This is a genomic window from Streptomyces sp. NPDC058371, assembly GCF_042723265.1.
Taxonomy (GTDB): domain Bacteria; phylum Actinomycetota; class Actinomycetes; order Streptomycetales; family Streptomycetaceae; genus Streptomyces.
The window spans coordinates 222966-240002 of the sequence record NZ_JBHXJC010000011.1 but is presented as its reverse complement, the minus strand read 5'-3'; the positions used below and the strand labels follow the sequence as shown (position 1 = coordinate 240002).

Below are 17037 nucleotides of genomic sequence, written 5' to 3'. Positions count from 1 at the left end.
CTGCCTACCGTGTCCGCATGACTCCACGATTCGATGTGGTCGGCCTCGTCGTCTCCGACATGGCCGCCACGCTCACGTTCTACCGCCGTCTCGGTCTGGTCTTCCCCGAGGGCTCCGAGGACCAGCCGCATGTCGAGGCGGAGCTGCCCGGCGGGCTCCGGCTGGCGCTCGACACCGAGGCGACCATCCGGTCCTTCCACGCCGACTGGCAGCCGCCGGCCCGTGCCGGGGGCCGGATCGGGCTCGCTTTCCGCTGCGACGACCCGTCCGAGGTCGACTCCGTGTACGAGGAGCTGGTCAGCGCGGGACACCACGGCGAGCTCAAGCCGTGGGACGCGTTCTGGGGGATGCGGTACGCGGTCGTCCACGACCCCGACGGCAACGGCGTGGACCTGTTCGCCCCGCTGCCGGACACCCCCTAGGGCAGTCCGCAAAGTCCCGTCTGCCCCGCGACCCCTGGCACGCCCTAGCGGCTGCCGTTCGGATCAGCGCGTCCGAGCAGTTCCCGGAGCGGCATGCCCGCCAACTCCCTTACGTCTCGCGCCAGATGGGCCTGATCCGCGTATCCGGCCCTGGTCGCGGTGTCGGCGAAGGACACCCCGCCGCGGGCGAGCGCGAGGGCGCGTTGCAGCCGCAGGACGCGGGCCAGCGTCTTCGGTCCGTAGCCGAACGCGGCGAGGGAACGGCGGTGCAACTGGCGTGCGCCGAGGCCCAGTTCACCGGCGGTCACGGCCACCGGGCGGCCCGCGTCCAGGGCCGCCACGAGCGCCCTCAGCAGCGGATCGGCGGGCGGTGCGCCGGCCGCCCGCTCCAGGGCGATGTCTTCGAGCGCGGTCACGGGATCGGCCGCCGCGTCGACCCGTGCGGTCAGGCGCCGCACCTCGGAGGCGGGCCACAGGTCCGCCAACTCCGGGCGCAGGTCGCGCAGTTCGTGCGCCGGTACGCCGAGGAGGGCGGGTGCCGTACCGGGGAAGAAGCGCACGCCCGCCCAGCGGCCGTCCGCGCCTGCGGGGACGTACGCGCGGGTGTCGGGTCCGGCGACGAGAAGCCGTCCCTCGTGCCAGAGAAGGTCCATGCAGCCGTCGGGCAGCACGGGCGTGGTCCCGGCGCCGGACGGCCGGCGGGACCAGACCACCGCGCCGGCCAGCCGGGAGGCCCGTTCCGTGTATCCCGGAGCCGCTGCGGAGCGCTCGACAGCCACGTATGTCAGGCTACGCCGCCCGCGTCCGATGCTCCTGCGGGCTGACGCCGTAGACCCGCTTGAAGGCGCTGGACAGCGCGAACGAGCTGCCGTAACCGACCTGGCGGGCGATCGCCCCGATGGTCTCCTCGGTGTCCCGCAGCCGGTCGGCGGCCAGCGCGAGCCGCCAGCCGGTCAGATACGTCATCGGGGGCTCGCCCACGAGTTCGCTGAAGCGGCGGGCCAGCGCGGCCCGTGAGACCCCGGCCTTGGCGGCGAGCGTGGCCACCGACCAGGGGTGCGCCGGGTCGTCCTGGACGAGCCGGAGCACCCGGCCCACGACGGGGTCCGCGAGCGCCTGGTACCAGGCGGGCGCCTCGGCGTCGGGGCGCGAGAACCAGGCCCGCAGCGCGGCGATGACCAGCAGGTCGAGCAGCCGGTCGAGCACCACCTCCTGGCCGGGCTCGTCCCGCACGATCTCCTCGGCGACGATCGGCAGCAGCGAGCACTCCCAGTCGTCGGACGTCAGCGACAGCAGCGGCGGCAGGGCGTCCAGCAGCCGTCCGCTGACCTCCCCCTGCATCATGTACGTCCCGATCAGCAGCACCGTGGAGCCGTCGAGCCGGTCGCCCCAGCTGCGCACACCGAGGTCCCAGTGGCCCTTGAGGGACTGCCCGTCGGGGTAGGTGCACTCACCGCCCGGCAGGATCACCGCCTGCGGCGCGGTCCCCGGCGCGTCGCCGCAGCTGTACGGACCCGGGCCGCGCGCGATGGCCAGGTCCCCGGCCCGAAGCGCCAGCGGCTCCCCGCCGTCCGGCATGATCCGGGCCTCGCCGCGGACCACCAGCATGATCGTCAGCGGGGCGCGGTCCTCGACGCGCACGCACCAGGGCGGGTCGAAGCACGCGCGGATCATGAAGGCGCCACGCGCGCGTGGACCTTCCAGCAGACCTGCGAGTGCGTCCATGGCGCCAGCGTAGACGCCCCGGGGGAACTGTCGTAGACGTCCGCTTATGGGAATGAGCCGTTCAGCGATGGTCCCTGTCGGGGCACGGCAGTTGACTGGTCGCATGACACAGAACACGGCACGTACACCGGACATGACGGTGCTGGTGACAGGGGCCTCGGGGCGCACCGGCAGCCGGGTCGTTCAGGCCGCGCGGGCGGCGGGTCTCACGGTGCGGGCCGCGTCCCGCGCGCAGGGCTTCGACTGGGACGACCGGGCGACGTGGGCGGACACGCTGCGGGGCGCCGACGCGGCCTATCTCGTGCACCCCTCGGACGTCGGTTCCCCGTCAGCCGTCGAAGCGGTCGGCGCCCTCGCCCGGGAGGCGGTCGCACTCGGCGTGCGGCGGCTGGTGCTGCTGTCGTCGCGCGGTGAGGAGCGGGCCCGGCCGACCGAGGAGGCGCTCAGGACGTCGGGCGCCGACTGGACGATCGTCCGGTCCTCGTGGTTCGCGCAGAACTTCAGCGAGGGCCCGCTCGTGCAGGGGCTGCGCCATGGGGAGCTGGTGTTCCCGGCCGGCGAGGTGGCGGAGCCGTTCATCGACGTGCGGGACATCGCGGATGTCGTGGTGGCCGCGCTGACGGCGGGCGACCGGTACGTCGGGCAGGAACTCGCCGTCTCCGGGGCGCGTCTGCTGACCTTCCGTGCGGCGGTCGCCGAGATCGCGGAGGCGACGGGCGGCAAGGTGACGTACACGCCGGTGACGGCCCGTCAGTACGGGGACACGCTGGCCGGGTTCGGGGTGCCGGCCGAGGAGTCCGAGTTCCTCGTCGAGCTCTTCGAGAGCCTGCTCGACGGGCGCAACGCCTATCTCTCCGACGGTGTCCAGCAGATCCTGGGCCGCGCGCCGCGCGAGTTCTCGGACTTCGTGCGGGAGAACGCGGCGGCGGGGGTCTGGAAGGTGTAGCCGGGCGGCCGCGGCGGGATGCTCGGCGGGTCAGTGTCCCGGAGGCGGTTCGTCCCCGCGCTGGTGCGGGTGCTGGTGGTGGGTGTTCTTGGCGTGCGTCCGCAGCCGGGACGTCACGTCCTCCGGGGGCAGGAAGCGCGACCAGCGCTCGGGGAACTCGGAGGGCATGTCCGGGTCGCCCGGGTCCGGGTCGGGATCGGTCGAGCGGGCCGCGGAGGCGCGGGCGATGTACTCGGCGACCTGGGCCTCGCGCAGCCGCTCGTTGGCGGCACGGGCGGCGGCCGTGGCGGCGGCCGGCCAGACCCGGTCGATGGCGGCGTTGACGGCGGCACCGACCAGCACCGCGAAGGCGGACACACCGATCCACAGCAGCACGGCGACCGGCGCGGCGAGCGATCCGTAGATCGTCGGGCCCTCGACGGTGCTGGTCAGGTAGATGCGGAGCAGGAAGCTGCCGAGCACCCACATGGCGAGGGCCACCAGAGCGCCCGGCACGTCCTCGATCCAGGGCGAGCGGACCGGCACGGACACGTGGTAGAGCGTCGTCAGGAAGACGATGGACAGGACGATGACGACGGGCCAGTACAGGACCTGCACGACGGTCGTCGACCACGGCACGATCTTCACCACCGCGTCCGGGCCTGCCACCATCAGCGGCAGCGCGACCGAGCCGATCAGCAGCGCCACGACGAAGAGCAGGAACGACATCACCCGGGTCTTCACGATCCCGCGGGTGCCGTCGAGGCCGTACATGACGGTGATGGTGTCGATGAAGACGTTCACCGCGCGGGAGCCCGACCACAGGGCGAACAGAAAGCCGAGGGAGATGACGTCGGGGCGGCCGCCCTTCATCACGTCGTCGAGGATCGGCTGGGCGATCTGGGCGACACCCTTGTCGGACAGGACCGTGCGGGACGCCTCCAGGAGGTTGTTCTCCAGGCTCGCGATGGTGTCGGCACCGGTCCAGTCGTCCACATAGCCGAGCAGTCCGATCATGCTCAGCAGCAGCGGCGGCACGGAGAGCAGCGTGAAGAACGCCGCCTCCGCCGCCAGTCCCAGGATCCGGTACTCCATGCACGAGTTGACGGTGTCCTTGAGCAGCAGCCAGGCGGTCCTGCGCTTCGACACGTTCCGGTACAGCGCTTTGGCGCGGTGAAGACGGCCCGAGGGAGGCCGTTCAGGTGTTTCTTTTGCCTGGTGCACGTCCTTACCGTATCCGTATGGCAGCCAGCACCCACACCGTGACCAACCAGGCTCCGCCCCTGGTCGCATATGACGTCTTTGCCGCCGACCGGGCCCTCGTGGAGGCGGTCGAACGGCATCTCGAACCACCACTTCTCGACGAGGCCCGCGACGAGCTGTCGGGGCTCGGACGGTCGGCCGGTTCCGCGCAGGTGCAGGAGTGGGGGGTGCTGGCCAACGAGAACCCGCCCAAGCTGCGCACCCACGACCGCTACGGCAACCGGGTCGACGAGGTCGAGTTCCATCCGTCCTGGCACCGGCTGCTCGGCAAGGGCGTCTCGGCCGGTCTGACCGCGGCCTGGACGCGTCCCGGCGGGCATGTCCGGCGCGCCGCCGGTTTCGTGGTCTGGACGCAGGTCGAGGCGGGCAACGGCTGCCCGCTGTCGATGACCCACGCGGCGGTGCCGGCCCTGCGCACGGACCCGGCGCTGGCCGCCGAGTGGGAGCCGCGGCTGACGTCCACCGTCTACGACGAAGGGCTGCGGCCCGCCTCCCAGAAGGCCGGTGTGCTCTTCGGGATGGGCATGACGGAGAAGCAGGGCGGCAGTGACGTACGGGCCAATACGACGTCCGCCCGGCCCCTCGCCGAGGACGGGACGTACGAGCTGACGGGCCACAAGTGGTTCTGCTCGGCGCCGATGTCGGACGGTTTCCTGGTGCTGGCGCAGGCACCGGAGGGTCTCACGTGCTTTCTCGTGCCGCGCGTCCTGGCGGACGGCACGCGCAACGTATTCCGCATCCAGCGGCTCAAGGACAAGCTCGGCAACCGGTCGAACGCGTCGAGCGAGGTGGAGTTCGACGGGACCTGGGCGCGCCGGGTCGGGGACGAGGGGCGCGGGGTGCGCACCATCATCGAGATGGTCGCGGCGACCCGGCTGGACTGTGTGCTCGGTTCGGCCTCGCTGATGCGGCAGTCCGTCGCGCAGGCCATCCATCACAGCACGTACCGCGAGGCGTTCGGCGGCACGCTGATCGACAAGCCGCTGATGCGGAACGTACTGGCGGACCTGGCCCTGGAGTCGGAGGCGGCGACGACGCTCGCGCTGCGGCTGGCGGCCGCGTACGACGACGGCAGCGAGCAGGAGCGGGCGTTCCTGCGGCTGGCGGTGCCGGCCGCCAAGTACTGGGTGACCAAGCGGTGTACGCCGGTGGCGGTCGAGGCGCTGGAGTGCCTGGGCGGCAACGGGTACGTCGAGGAGTCCGGCATGCCCCGGCTGCTGCGCGAGTCGCCGCTGAACTCCATCTGGGAGGGCGCGGGCAATGTGCAGGCGCTCGACGTCCTGCGCGCGCTCCAGCGGGAGCCGGGGGCGCTGGACGCGTATCTGCGGGAGGTGGGGCTGGCCCGGGGCGCCGATCACCGGCTGGACGGGGCGATCAAGAACCTGCTGACCGAACTCGCCGATCTGGACGGCGTCGAGGGCCGCGCGCGCCGGCTCGTGGAGCGCGTCGCGCTGGTGCTCCAGGGCTCGCTGCTGGTGCGCTACGCGCCCCCGGAGGTCGCCGACGCGTTCTGTGCCTCGCGCCTGGGCGGTGACTGGGGTTCGGCCTTCGGCACGCTTCCGCACAGCCTCGATCTGGCGTCGGTGGTGGAACGGGCCCGGCCGGTGAGCTGACCGGCGGTTCAGCCACGGTGAGCCGGAGGGGTCCCGCGGCTGTCTGCGAAACGGGGGTGGTGCTGCGCCGACACGGCACCACCCCCGCGCACCGGCCCCATTCGGGAGCGCGGACGCCGCACGGGCGGCGTCGTGTCAGTTTCAATGAACCCGGCAGCCGTTGGCGAGAGTTGCAGACCGTTGCATTCCTCGCCGAACCACCGGCGCTCCGAGCCGAGAGCAGGCACGATGAGAGACGACGACGTCACAGCTCGTACGCGGCACCGGTGTTTGGAGAGTGCTCTGTGAAGATCACATCGTTCAACCCGGCTCGTTTCGCCCCGCTGGACCCGTCCGTCACGGCCCGGCGCCTGGAACAGACGTGGGCCGCGGCGCTCACGGGCGGGCGGTCGGCGGTGGTACCGCGGCCGGTCATCGGCGAGTCCTGGCGTCGAGCGAAACGTTTCGGCGTCTCCCCCGAACAGGGCACCGACAGCGTCCTGTTGCCGACCGACGAGCTCGAGCACCGCCGCACCTCGACCGCGCTCGCCGAGGTGATGCCGCTGCTCAGCGGGGGGCTCGGGTCGGTCGCCGACGCGTCGCTCCAGATCATGGTGGTCACGGACCCGGAGGGGCGGGTGCTGTGGCGCGAGGGCCACGCGGGCGTGCTGCGCCGGGCCGACACCATCTGCCTGGAGGAGGGCGCCGCCTGGAGCGAGGACGCGACGGGCACCAACGCGATCGGGACCGCGCTGACCGCCGGCGCCCCCGTCCAGGTGCACTCGGCCGAACATTTTCTCCGCACCCTGCACAACTGGACCTGTGCCGCCGCCCCGGTGCACGACCCGCGGGACGGACGACTGCTGGGCGTCATCGACGTGAGCGGGCCGGAGAGCAGCTTCCATCCGGCCACCCTCGCCCTGGTCGACTCGGTGTCCCGGCTCGCCGAGAGCGAGCTGCGCAACCGGCATCTGGCGGCCATCGAGCGGCTGCGGGCGGTGGCCGCGCCCCTGCTGTGCCGGCTGGGCGGCAGGGCGCTGGTGGTGGACGTCCACGGCTGGCTCGCGGCGGTCACCGGAATGCCGCCGGTCGACCGGGTGTCGCTGCCCGACTCGCTCGGGGCCGGCCGGGTCTGGCTGCCCTCGCTCGGGACCTGCGTGGCGGAGCCGATGCCCGGCGGCTGGCTGCTGCGGATCACGGAGGCCGACAGCTCCGACAGTTCCGACAGCGCGAGCCGTGCGGTGCTGGACCTGAGCGAGCCCCGCCGGCCGCGCGCCACCGTTGCCGGGGCGGCGGGCAGCTGGACCCAGGACCTGAGCCCGCGCCACGCGGAGCTGCTGTACGTGCTGGCCGTGCACCGGCAGGGCCGCACCGCCGCCCAGCTCGCCGTCGACCTCTTCGGCGACCCCACGCGCACGGTGACCGTCCGCGCCGAGCTGTCCCGGCTGCGCCGGCGTCTCATGGGCCTTCTCGATCACCGCCCGTACCGCTTCCGCGACGCGGTGGAGGTCGACATCGTGCTCCCCGACCACCCGGCCGACCTGTTGCCGCACTCGACGGCTCCGGCCGTCCTGAAGGAGCGCGCGGAGTGGCTCCGGGGTGCGGAGGCGTCGGCAGACCTGGGGTGAATTGGGGCGCGGCTCGGCCGGGGGCGCGGCCGTGACTCCGGGAAGCGAGGTCGGACGGTGGGGTCGGGGAGTCCGTCCGGGCAGGGCCGGTCGGGGCCTGGGCTGCCCCAATTCCGGCGTCTTCGACCTTCCCGTGCCCTCTCTGCCGTAGCATCCCTCGCACGGGCCACCCCACCCGCTCCTCGCTCAACGTCTGGATCATGAGGGGCAGTTGGTCCTCGGGAGGACGTATGACGTACCGCGGCAGGCACCGTCGCAAGCGCAGGGGGCAGGCGTTGCGGGCCGTGCTGACCGGCACGGCGCTCGGGCTCACCGCCGCCGCCACGCTGATCAGTACGTCGCAGGCCGCGGGCGGCGACGACCCGGGGAAGCTGGTACAGCTCGCCTCCTCCGCCGAGATCGGCAAGCTCCAGCTCCACGAGAACCTGGTCAGCCCGAGCAGCCTCACCGCACTCACCGGCAACATGGGCGGCAACGTCGGCGTCCACGGCGTACTGCAGAACGCCAACCACCCGATGCGGAACAAGTCCGCCTGCTCCGGCACCGAAGCCGCCGCGCTGCCCGTGGAACCGACCGCCTCGCGCGCGTACTGCTGGGACAGCGGGGACGCCACGACCCAGAAGTGGCTGCCGCAGTCCGTCACCACCTCCGGCGACGCGGACAACGACGGCAAGTGGGGCGAGGACCGGGTCATCCTCTCCGGCTGGACGCACAACGACCACAAGGCGGGCGAGCCGGCGGACGACAAGGGCCTGGCCCGGATCGCCTTCATCGACGCGAACGACCCCGGCAACCTCAAGTACCGCTGGGTCCTGCTGGTCGCCCCGCTGAGCGGGGGCGCGGACTTCGGCGCCGTCCGCTCCCACATCGGCGGCATGGTCTGGTACCAGGACAAGCTGATCGTCACCGCGCAGAACGGCGCCGACCACAACAACGCCCTCTTCGTCTTCGACATGCACCGCATCCTGCAGGCGAACGTGAACAGCGACGCGGTCGGCAAGGTCAGCGGCGGCTACTCGGCCCACGGCTATCAGTACGTGCTGCCCGCCATCGGCTCGTACGACCTGACCGGCGGCGCCTGTACGGCGGGCAACGACAACGCCGTTCCCTGCTTCGGGTCCATCTCGCTGGACCGCACCTCGACGCCGGACAGCCTGGTCGCGGGCGAGTGGTTCAGCTCCGGCGGCACCGAGCCGGCCCGCGTCTGGCGTTACTACTACAGCACCGCGAGCGACCGCACCGGCCTGCTCGGCAGCAACTCCAGCGACAACGTCAACGCCGACGAGGCGTACGAGACCAAGGCCGTCGGGCTCCAGGGCGTGATCTCCCACAAGCGGAGCGGCGCGGACAAGGCCGACTGGTACGTCGACTACGCCCCGGGCAGCCGCGGCAAGCACGGCACCCTGTGGCGGCAGAACACCGACGGCACCGAGGCCGCCAAGTGCACCGCCGACCAGTCGTACGCCTGCTGGGGCCAGCACACCGAGTCCATGTCGTACTGGGCGGAGACGGGTGAGCTGTGGACACTCACCGAGTGGGCGGCGAACAAGGACAACCAGTGGGAGCCCGACGCGATCCCCGAGCGGGTGCTGTACGCGGTCCCGCTGTCCTCGGTCGACGACGCGCTGGAGTAGCGGCATCCGGGGCCCGGAGGCCGTCGTTTGGAGGCGGCCCCGGCACCGTGGTTCCCTGGCCCGCATGAGCAACGTCACTGTGACCACCTGGTCCTTGGAGCAGACGGCCCCGACCGACCTGCTGCCCGCGCCCGCGCCCGACGGGGACGTCCGGATCGTCCGCTCCGAGGTCCCCTCGCCGGAGTTCAGCCGCTTCCTGTACGCGTCGGTCGGCGGGGACATCCGCTGGACCGACCGGCTCCGCTGGACCTACGCGCAGTGGCGGGAGGCCCTGGACCGGCCCGGCGTGGAGACCTGGGTCGCCTACGACAGGGGCACGCCGGCGGGGTACGTCGAGCTGGAGCCGCAGGACGACGGGGTCGTGGAGATCGTCTACTTCGGGCTGATCCCCGCGTTCCGGGGCCGGCGGATCGGCGGCCACCTGCTCTCGTACGGGGTCGCGCGGGCGTGGGACCTGGCCGGGCGCTGGCCGGGCCGGGCCGAGACCAAGCGGGTCTGGCTGCACACATGCACCAAGGACGGCGAGCACGCGATGGACAACTACCTGCGGCGCGGATTCCAGCTCTTCGACACCAAGGTGGAGCAGGAGCCGGAGGTGGCCCCACCCGGCCCCTGGCCGGGAGCGCAGGCCGTCTGACCTGCGATGACCCGGATTCGGGTCCGGCCTTGTGACCGACAACACCCTCGTCTCGCCATTCGGGACCAGGGTGTCCACATTGCGGACGATGGTGGACTCCCCCGAGATCCCCGTGACACGCTTCCGTCATGTCTGGAACTGGAATTGCCTTGGTGAGTCGGCGACACGTCGATCTCTGCCGCATGTCCAGCGCCATCTGTCCGGCGAGCTGAACAGCACAGCGCCGCCGAGATCCCCCTTGCATGAGCCCCGCGCAATGACGCGCCCATACTTTTGTATGCGCCCGTATGTGCAGGTCAGAGCCGCTCTCCTGCCTGTCCCGTAGTCCCGAAGGACGTATCAGCCATGGCCGCCACCCCGCAGAATCCCGCCGCGCCCCGCCGCAAGGTGAGCCGTCACCGCGGTGAGGGTCAGTGGGCCGTGGGTCACTTCACCCCGCTCAACGGCAACGAACAGTTCAAGAAGGACGACGACGGTCTCAACGTGCGGACACGTATTGAGACGATCTACTCCAAGCGGGGTTTCGACTCGATCGACCCCAATGACCTGCGCGGCCGGATGCGCTGGTGGGGTCTGTACACCCAGCGCAAGCCCGGGATCGACGGCGGCAAGACCGCGATCCTGGAGCCGGAGGAGCTGGACGACAAGTTCTTCATGCTGCGGGTACGGATCGACGGCGGCCGGCTGACGACCGAACAGCTGCAGGTCATCGGGGAGATCTCGCAGGAGTTCGCGCGCGGCAGCGCCGACATCACCGACCGGCAGAACATCCAGCTGCACTGGATCCGCATCGAGGACGTCCCGGAGATCTGGAACCGTCTCGAAGCCGTCGGGCTGTCGACGACCGAGGCCTGCGGTGACACGCCCCGCACCATCCTCGGCTCGCCGGTCGCCGGCATCGCTGAGGACGAGATCATCGACGGCACCCCGGCCATCGACGAGATCCACCGCCGTTTCATCGGCGACAAGGCCTTCTCCAACCTGCCGCGCAAGTTCAAGACGGCGATCTCGGGATCCCCGCTCCTCGACGTGGCCCACGAGATCAACGACATCGCCTTCGTCGGCGTGCACCACCCGGAGCACGGCCCCGGCTTCGACCTCTGGGTCGGCGGCGGTCTCTCCACCAACCCGAAGATCGGCCAGCGCCTGGGCGCCTGGGTTCCGCTGGACGAGGTCGCGGACGCCTGGGAGGGCGTCATCTCCATCTTCCGCGACTACGGCTACCGGCGGCTGCGCACCCGTGCCCGGCTGAAGTTCCTGGTCGCCGACTGGGGCATCGAGAAGTTCCGCCAGATCCTGGAGGACGAATACCTCGAGCGGAAGCTGGTCGACGGCCCGGCGCCGGCCGAGCCGGTCGCCCGCTGGCGCGACCACGTCGGTGTGCACCGGCAGAAGGACGGCCGCTTCTACGTCGGTTTCGCGCCGCGCGTCGGCCGCGTGGACGGCACCACGCTCACGAAGATCGCCGAGGTGGCCGCGGCCCACGGCTCGGGCCGGCTGCGCACCACCGTCGAGCAGAAGATGATCGTGCTCGACGTGGCGGAGGACCAGGTCGCCTCGCTGGTGGAGGGCCTGGAGGCGCTCGACCTCAGGGTCAAGCCCTCGTCCTTCCGGCGCGGCACGATGGCCTGCACGGGCATCGAGTACTGCAAGCTGGCCATCGTCGAGACCAAGGCGCGGGGTGCCTCCCTGATCGACGAACTCGAGCGCCGCATCCCCGAGTTCGACGAGCCGGTCACCATCAACGTCAACGGCTGCCCCAACGCCTGCGCCCGTATCCAGGTCGCGGACATCGGTCTCAAGGGTCAGCTGGTCCTCGACGACCAGGGCAACCAGGTCGAGGGCTTCCAGGTGCACCTGGGCGGCGCACTCGGTCTGGAGGCCGGGTTCGGCCGCAAGGTCCGTGGTCTGAAGGTCACTTCGGACGAGCTGCCCGACTACGTCGAGCGGGTCCTCAAGCGCTTCCAGGCGGAGCGCGAGGACGGCGAGCGCTTCGCCACCTGGGCGGCGCGCGCCTCCGAGGAGGCGCTGTCATGAGCGAGCGTGCGGCCCCCTTCTACTGCCCCTACTGCGGCGACGAGGACCTGCGTCCCAGCGAGCAGGGTCACGGCGCCTGGGAATGCGCGGCGTGCAATCGAGCCTTCCAGTTGAAGTTCCTCGGGCTGCTGGCCCGGGGCCTTCAGCACAACGACCTTGGAGGGGACGAGACATGACGACTGTTCAGGCAGACGCCCGGACGGACACGGAGACGGACCCCGAGGCGGCGCGCGCCGCGCAGCTCAAGGCGCTCGCGGAGCAGGCCGGCCGGGACCTGGAGGACGCCTCCGCCCTGGAGATCCTCCAGTGGGCGGCGGACACGTTCGGCGGGAAGTTCTGTGTGACCTCCTCGATGGAGGACGCGGTGGTGGCCCACCTCGCCTCCCGGGCGCTCCCCGGTGTGGACGTCGTGTTCCTCGACACCGGCTACCACTTCCCCGAGACCATCGGCACCCGCGACGCGGTGGAGGCCGTGATGGACGTCAACGTCATCACGCTCACCCCGCGGCAGACGGTGGCCGAGCAGGACGCGGAGTACGGCGCGAAGCTGCACGACCGCGACCCCGATCTGTGCTGCAAGCTGCGCAAGGTCCAGCCGCTGGAGCAGGGCCTGACCGCGTACGAGGCATGGGCGACCGGGCTGCGCCGCGACGAGTCCCCGACCCGGGCGAACACCCCGGTGGTCGGCTGGGACGAGAAGCGCCGCAAGGTCAAGGTCTCGCCGATCGCCCGCTGGACGCAGGACGACGTGGACGCGTACGTGGCCGAGCACGGGGTGCTCACCAACCCCCTGCTGATGGACGGCTATCCCTCGGTGGGCTGCGCGCCCTGCACCCGACGGGTGGCCGAGGGCGAGGACGCACGAGCCGGCCGCTGGTCGGGCAGCTCCAAGACCGAGTGCGGGCTGCACGGATGACGACGTCGACGCAGCACACCGAGAACGCGGAGTCCGCAGAGCACTCCGAAAACTCCGAGAACTCCCAGGAGAAGCAAGTGACGACCGGAGCCACCGTCTGGCTCACGGGTCTGCCGAGCGCCGGCAAGACCACGATCGCGTACGAGCTGGCCGGCCGGCTGCGCGAGGAGGGCCACCGCGTCGAGGTGCTCGACGGCGACGAGATCCGCGAGTTCCTCTCGTCGGGTCTCGGCTTCTCCCGCGAGGACCGCCACACGAACGTGCAGCGCATCGGCTTCCTCGCCGACCTGCTCGCCCGCAACGGCGTCAAGGCGCTGGTACCGGTGATCGCGCCGTACGCGGACAGCCGCGAGGCGGTGCGCAAGCGGCATCAGGCCAGCGGCGCGGCGTACCTGGAGGTGCATGTCGCGACGCCGGTCGAGGTGTGCTCCGTGCGCGATGTGAAGGGGCTGTACGCCAAGCAGGCGGCGGGCGAGATATCCGGGCTCACCGGTGTCGACGACCCGTACGAGGAGCCGGTGGCGCCCGATCTGCGCATCGAGTCCCACACCCAGACCGTGCCGGAGTCCGCGGCCGCGCTGCACCAGCTGCTCACCGAGAGGGGCCTCGCATGACGACCGTCGCCGGTGTCACCGAAGAGACGGGCAGCCCGTACGCGCTGAGCCACCTGGACGCCCTGGAGTCCGAGGCGGTGCACATCTTCCGCGAGGTCGCGGGGGAGTTCGAGCGGCCGGTGATCCTGTTCTCCGGTGGCAAGGACTCCATCGTCATGCTGCATCTGGCGCTGAAGGCGTTCGCCCCCGCGGCGATCCCGTTCTCGCTGCTGCACGTCGACACGGGACACAACTTCCCCGAGGTCCTCGAGTACCGCGACCGTGTGGTCGCCGCACATGGACTCCGGCTCCATGTGGCCTCCGTGCAGGACTACATCGACCGCGGTGTCCTCAAGGAGCGCCCGGACGGCACCCGCAACCCGTTGCAGACGGTGCCGTTGACGGAGAAGATCCAGGCCGAGCGTTTCGACGCGGTCTTCGGCGGCGGTCGCCGGGACGAGGAGAAGGCGCGGGCGAAGGAGCGGGTCTTCTCGCTGCGCGACGAGTTCTCGCAGTGGGACCCGCGCCGTCAGCGCCCCGAGCTGTGGCAGCTCTACAACGGCCGCCACGCGCCCGGCGAGCACGTCCGCGTCTTCCCGCTCAGCAACTGGACCGAGCTGGACGTCTGGCAGTACATCGCCCGCGAGGAGATCGAGCTGCCCGAGATCTACTTCGCGCACGAGCGTGAGGTCTTCCAGCGGGCCGGCATGTGGCTGACCGCCGGCGAATGGGGTGGCCCGAAGGGCGGCGAGACGGTCGAGAAGCGGCTCGTCCGCTACCGGACCGTCGGTGACATGTCCTGCACCGGTGCCGTCGACTCCGACGCCACCACGCTGGACGCCGTGATCGCCGAGATCGCCGCCTCCCGGCTCACCGAGCGGGGCGCGACCCGCGCCGACGACAAGATGTCCGAGGCCGCGATGGAAGACCGCAAGCGCGAGGGGTACTTCTAGTCATGACCAGCACCACCGAACCCACGCAGCCGCTGTCGGTCGAGCAGTTGTCGGCGACGACCCTGCTGCGCTTCGCGACCGCGGGCTCCGTCGACGACGGCAAGTCCACGCTGGTCGGCCGGCTGCTGCACGACTCCAAGTCGGTCCTCACCGACCAGCTGGAGGCCGTCCAGCGCGTCTCGCACAGCCGCGGCCAGGAGGCACCCGACCTCGCCCTGCTCACCGACGGCCTGCGCGCCGAACGCGAACAGGGCATCACCATCGACGTCGCCTACCGCTACTTCGCCACCGCACGCCGCCGCTTCATCCTCGCCGACACCCCCGGCCACGTGCAGTACACCCGCAACATGGTGACCGGCGCCTCCACCGCCGACCTCGCCGTCGTCCTGGTCGACGCCCGCAACGGCGTCATCGAACAGACCCGCCGCCACGCCGCCGTCGCCGCCCTCCTCCGCGTCCCCCACGTCGTCCTCGCCGTCAACAAGATGGACCTCGTCGAGTACAAGGAGTCCGTGTTCGCCGCGATAGCCGAGGAGTTCACGGCGTACGCGTCCGAGCTGGGCGTCCCCGAGATCACCGCGATCCCGATCTCGGCGCTCACCGGCGACAACGTGGTGGAGCCGTCCGCGAACATGGACTGGTACGGCGGTCCGACGGTCCTGGAGCACCTGGAGACCGTGCCGGTCAGCCACGACCTGGCCCACTGCCACGCACGGCTGCCCGTGCAGTACGTGATCCGCCCGCAGACCGCCGAGCACCCCGACTACCGCGGTTACGCGGGCCAGATCGCGGCCGGCACGTTCCGCGTCGGCGAGAGCGTGACCGTCCTGCCGTCCGGCCGCACCACGCGGCTGGCCGGGATCGACCTGCTCGGCAAGCGGGTCGACGTCGCCTGGACCCCGCAGTCGGTCACCCTCCTGCTGGAGGACGACATCGACATCTCGCGCGGCGATCTGATCGTGCCGAGCAAGGACGCTCCGGCGACCACCCAGGACGTGGAGGCGACCGTCTGCCATGTCGCCGACCAGCCGCTCACCATCGGCCACCGGGTGCTGCTCAAGCACGGCACCCGCACGGTCAAGGCGATCGTCAAGGACATTCCGTCCCGGCTGACCCTCGACGACCTCTCGCTGCACCCGCACCCGGGTCTGCTGGTCGCCAACGACATCGGCCGGGTCAAGATCCGTACCGCCGAGCCGCTGCCGCTCGACTCGTACGCCGACTCCCGCCGTACCGGCTCGTTCATCCTGATCGACCCGGCGGACGGCACCACGCTGACCGCGGGCATGGTCGGCGAGTCCTTCGCCGCGCCGGAGCCGGTCAAGGACGAGGGCGACGACGACGGGTGGGACTTCTGACATGACCTCCACCGACTTCTACTCCACGTTCGCGAAGGAGGGCGGCCGCGTCGGCAGCGGCGCCCTCGGCAGCGGGCAGGGCGGAGTGGCGCGATGTGCGCGCTGACGTACGCGCACTGCCTGCGCGCCCCGTCCCCCCACCCGTCGTCCCGGACAGGACGAAGACCTGCCGACCTCCCGGCCACGACCTGAGAGACCGTGACCCGCCGGGCCAACGAGAGGAACACCTCCCGTGCCTGCCTACCGCTCAGTGCTTGTTCGTCGCGGCATTGCCGCCGCCGTGGCACTTCCCCTGCTCGCGCTCGCCGCCTGCAGCTACGGCTCCGACTCCAAGGACGACTCCTCCTCGAAGGAGAACGTCGCCGCCGGTGCCAAGAAGATCGACGGTCTCGACACCGTGAAGATCGGCTACTTCGGCAACCTCACCCACGCCACCGCGCTCGTGGGCCGCCAGGAGGGCCTGTTCCAGAAGGAACTGGGTGCCACCAAGGCGAAGTACTCCACGTTCAACGCCGGCCCCTCCGAGATCGAGGCCCTGAACTCGGGCTCGATCGACATCGGCTGGATCGGCCCCTCGCCGTCGATCAACGGCTACACCAAGTCCAACGGCAAGAACCTGCGCATCATCGGCGGTTCGGCGGCCGGCGGTGTGAAGCTCGTGGTCAACCCGAAGAAGATCAAGTCCCTGAAGGACGTCAAGGGCAAGAAGATCGCGACCCCGCAGCTCGGCAACACGCAGGACGTCGCGTTCCTCAACTGGATCGCCGACCAGGGCTGGAAGGTCGACGCGCAGAGCGGCAAGGGCGATGTCTCGGTCGTCCGCACGGACAACAAGATCACCCCGGACGCCTACAAGTCCGGCTCCATCGACGGCGCCTGGGTGCCGGAGCCGACCGCGTCCAAGCTGGTCGCCGAGGGCGGCAAGGTGCTGCTCGACGAGTCGTCGCTGTGGCCCGACAAGAAGTTCGTGATCACGAACATCATCGTGTCGCAGAAGTTCCTGAAGGAGCACCCGAAGGTCGTCGAGGCCGTGCTGAACGGCTCGGTGAAGACCAACGCGTGGATCACCGCCAACCCGGACAAGGCGAAGGCCGCGGCGAACGCCCAGCTGAAGGCCGACTCCGGCAAGGCACTCCCGGCCGAGGTCCTCGACCCGGCCTGGAAGTCGATCCAGATCACCAATGACCCGCTGGCCTCCACCCTCAACACCGAGGCCGATCACGCGGTCAGGGCCGGCCTCCTGGAGAAGCCCGATCTGAACGGGATCTACGACCTCACGCTCCTGAACAAGGTCCTCAAGGCCCAGGGCGAGAGCGCGGTCGACGACGCCGGTCTCGGCGTCAAGTAAGTCCGT

Annotated in this window: 17 protein-coding genes; 14 read left to right on the top strand and 3 right to left on the bottom strand. The window is 70.9% G+C overall.

The genetic code is table 11. From position 1 onward, the window contains the following. Nucleotides 1-17: 17 nt before the first annotated feature. A complete protein-coding gene (locus ACFWM2_RS28530) occupies nucleotides 18-422 on the top strand; it encodes a VOC family protein (RefSeq protein ID WP_383285878.1) in 405 nt (134 codons plus the stop codon). 44 nt (nucleotides 423-466) lie between these two features. Here ACFWM2_RS28530 and ACFWM2_RS28525 read toward each other — a convergent pair whose 3' ends face one another. After that, nucleotides 467-1201 (bottom strand): helix-turn-helix domain-containing protein, encoded by a 735-nt coding sequence (locus ACFWM2_RS28525; RefSeq protein ID WP_383285876.1) that lies wholly within the window; start codon nucleotides 1199-1201, stop codon nucleotides 467-469. Nucleotides 1202-1211: 10 nt separating this feature from the next. Beyond that, nucleotides 1212-2147, bottom strand: a complete 936-nt coding sequence (locus tag ACFWM2_RS28520) for an AraC family transcriptional regulator (RefSeq protein WP_383285874.1) — start codon at nucleotides 2145-2147, stop codon at nucleotides 1212-1214. A 103-nt stretch (nucleotides 2148-2250) separates the two neighbouring features. On the opposite strand from ACFWM2_RS28520, the gene ACFWM2_RS28515 reads away from it, so the two are divergent. Beyond that, nucleotides 2251-3093: an NAD(P)H-binding protein gene (locus ACFWM2_RS28515; RefSeq protein ID WP_383285872.1), complete on the top strand. Its 843-nt coding sequence runs from the start codon at nucleotides 2251-2253 to the stop codon at nucleotides 3091-3093. 30 nt (nucleotides 3094-3123) lie between these two features. On the opposite strand, the gene ACFWM2_RS28510 is transcribed toward ACFWM2_RS28515, so the two are convergent. After that, nucleotides 3124-4296 carry a YihY/virulence factor BrkB family protein gene (locus tag ACFWM2_RS28510; protein ID WP_383285870.1) on the bottom strand — a complete coding sequence of 391 codons (1173 nt, stop codon included), beginning with the start codon at nucleotides 4294-4296 and terminating at the stop codon, nucleotides 3124-3126. Between the two features lie 17 nt (nucleotides 4297-4313). Here ACFWM2_RS28510 and ACFWM2_RS28505 point away from each other — a divergent pair, with 17 nt between their 5' ends. From ACFWM2_RS28505 to ACFWM2_RS28450, 12 genes are all read left to right on the top strand, one after another. After that, on the top strand, nucleotides 4314-5948 hold the full coding sequence (locus ACFWM2_RS28505) for an acyl-CoA dehydrogenase family protein (RefSeq protein WP_383285868.1): 1635 nt from the start codon (nucleotides 4314-4316) through the stop codon (nucleotides 5946-5948). A 284-nt stretch (nucleotides 5949-6232) separates the two neighbouring features. Beyond that, nucleotides 6233-7555: a GAF domain-containing protein gene (locus ACFWM2_RS28500; protein ID WP_383285866.1), complete on the top strand. Its 1323-nt coding sequence runs from the start codon at nucleotides 6233-6235 to the stop codon at nucleotides 7553-7555. A gap of 230 nt (nucleotides 7556-7785) precedes the next feature. Continuing rightward, nucleotides 7786-9189 (top strand): hypothetical protein, encoded by a 1404-nt coding sequence (locus tag ACFWM2_RS28495; RefSeq protein WP_383285864.1) that lies wholly within the window; start codon nucleotides 7786-7788, stop codon nucleotides 9187-9189. A gap of 64 nt (nucleotides 9190-9253) precedes the next feature. Then, nucleotides 9254-9826 carry a GNAT family N-acetyltransferase gene (locus ACFWM2_RS28490; protein WP_383285862.1) on the top strand — a complete coding sequence of 191 codons (573 nt, stop codon included), beginning with the start codon at nucleotides 9254-9256 and terminating at the stop codon, nucleotides 9824-9826. Between the two features lie 128 nt (nucleotides 9827-9954). Continuing rightward, entirely contained in the window at nucleotides 9955-10038 is an 84-nt protein-coding gene (locus ACFWM2_RS28485; protein WP_316944184.1) for a putative leader peptide, read from the top strand. Between the two features lie 133 nt (nucleotides 10039-10171). Continuing rightward, nucleotides 10172-11863 carry a nitrite/sulfite reductase gene (locus tag ACFWM2_RS28480; RefSeq protein WP_383285860.1) on the top strand — a complete coding sequence of 564 codons (1692 nt, stop codon included), beginning with the start codon at nucleotides 10172-10174 and terminating at the stop codon, nucleotides 11861-11863. Continuing rightward, nucleotides 11860-12039: a hypothetical protein gene (locus tag ACFWM2_RS28475; protein WP_383285858.1), complete on the top strand. Its 180-nt coding sequence runs from the start codon at nucleotides 11860-11862 to the stop codon at nucleotides 12037-12039. The genes ACFWM2_RS28480 and ACFWM2_RS28475 overlap by 4 nt, the downstream gene beginning before the upstream one ends. Continuing rightward, on the top strand, nucleotides 12036-12779 hold the full coding sequence (locus ACFWM2_RS28470; protein WP_383285856.1) for a phosphoadenylyl-sulfate reductase: 744 nt from the start codon (nucleotides 12036-12038) through the stop codon (nucleotides 12777-12779). Before ACFWM2_RS28475 ends, ACFWM2_RS28470 begins: the two co-directional genes overlap by 4 nt. Beyond that, on the top strand, nucleotides 12776-13393 hold the full coding sequence (gene cysC / locus ACFWM2_RS28465; RefSeq protein WP_383285854.1) for an adenylyl-sulfate kinase: 618 nt from the start codon (nucleotides 12776-12778) through the stop codon (nucleotides 13391-13393). The genes ACFWM2_RS28470 and cysC overlap by 4 nt, the downstream gene beginning before the upstream one ends. Next, complete coding sequence (gene cysD, locus ACFWM2_RS28460; protein WP_383285852.1) at nucleotides 13390-14325, top strand: sulfate adenylyltransferase subunit CysD; 936 nt, start codon at nucleotides 13390-13392, stop codon at nucleotides 14323-14325. Before cysC ends, cysD begins: the two co-directional genes overlap by 4 nt. Nucleotides 14326-14327: 2 nt before the next feature. Then, nucleotides 14328-15683 (top strand): sulfate adenylyltransferase subunit 1, encoded by a 1356-nt coding sequence (locus tag ACFWM2_RS28455; RefSeq protein ID WP_383285850.1) that lies wholly within the window; start codon nucleotides 14328-14330, stop codon nucleotides 15681-15683. Between the two features lie 232 nt (nucleotides 15684-15915). Continuing rightward, nucleotides 15916-17031, top strand: coding sequence for an aliphatic sulfonate ABC transporter substrate-binding protein (locus tag ACFWM2_RS28450; protein WP_383285848.1), 1116 nt, complete (start codon nucleotides 15916-15918; stop codon nucleotides 17029-17031). Nucleotides 17032-17037 lie beyond the last annotated feature (6 nt).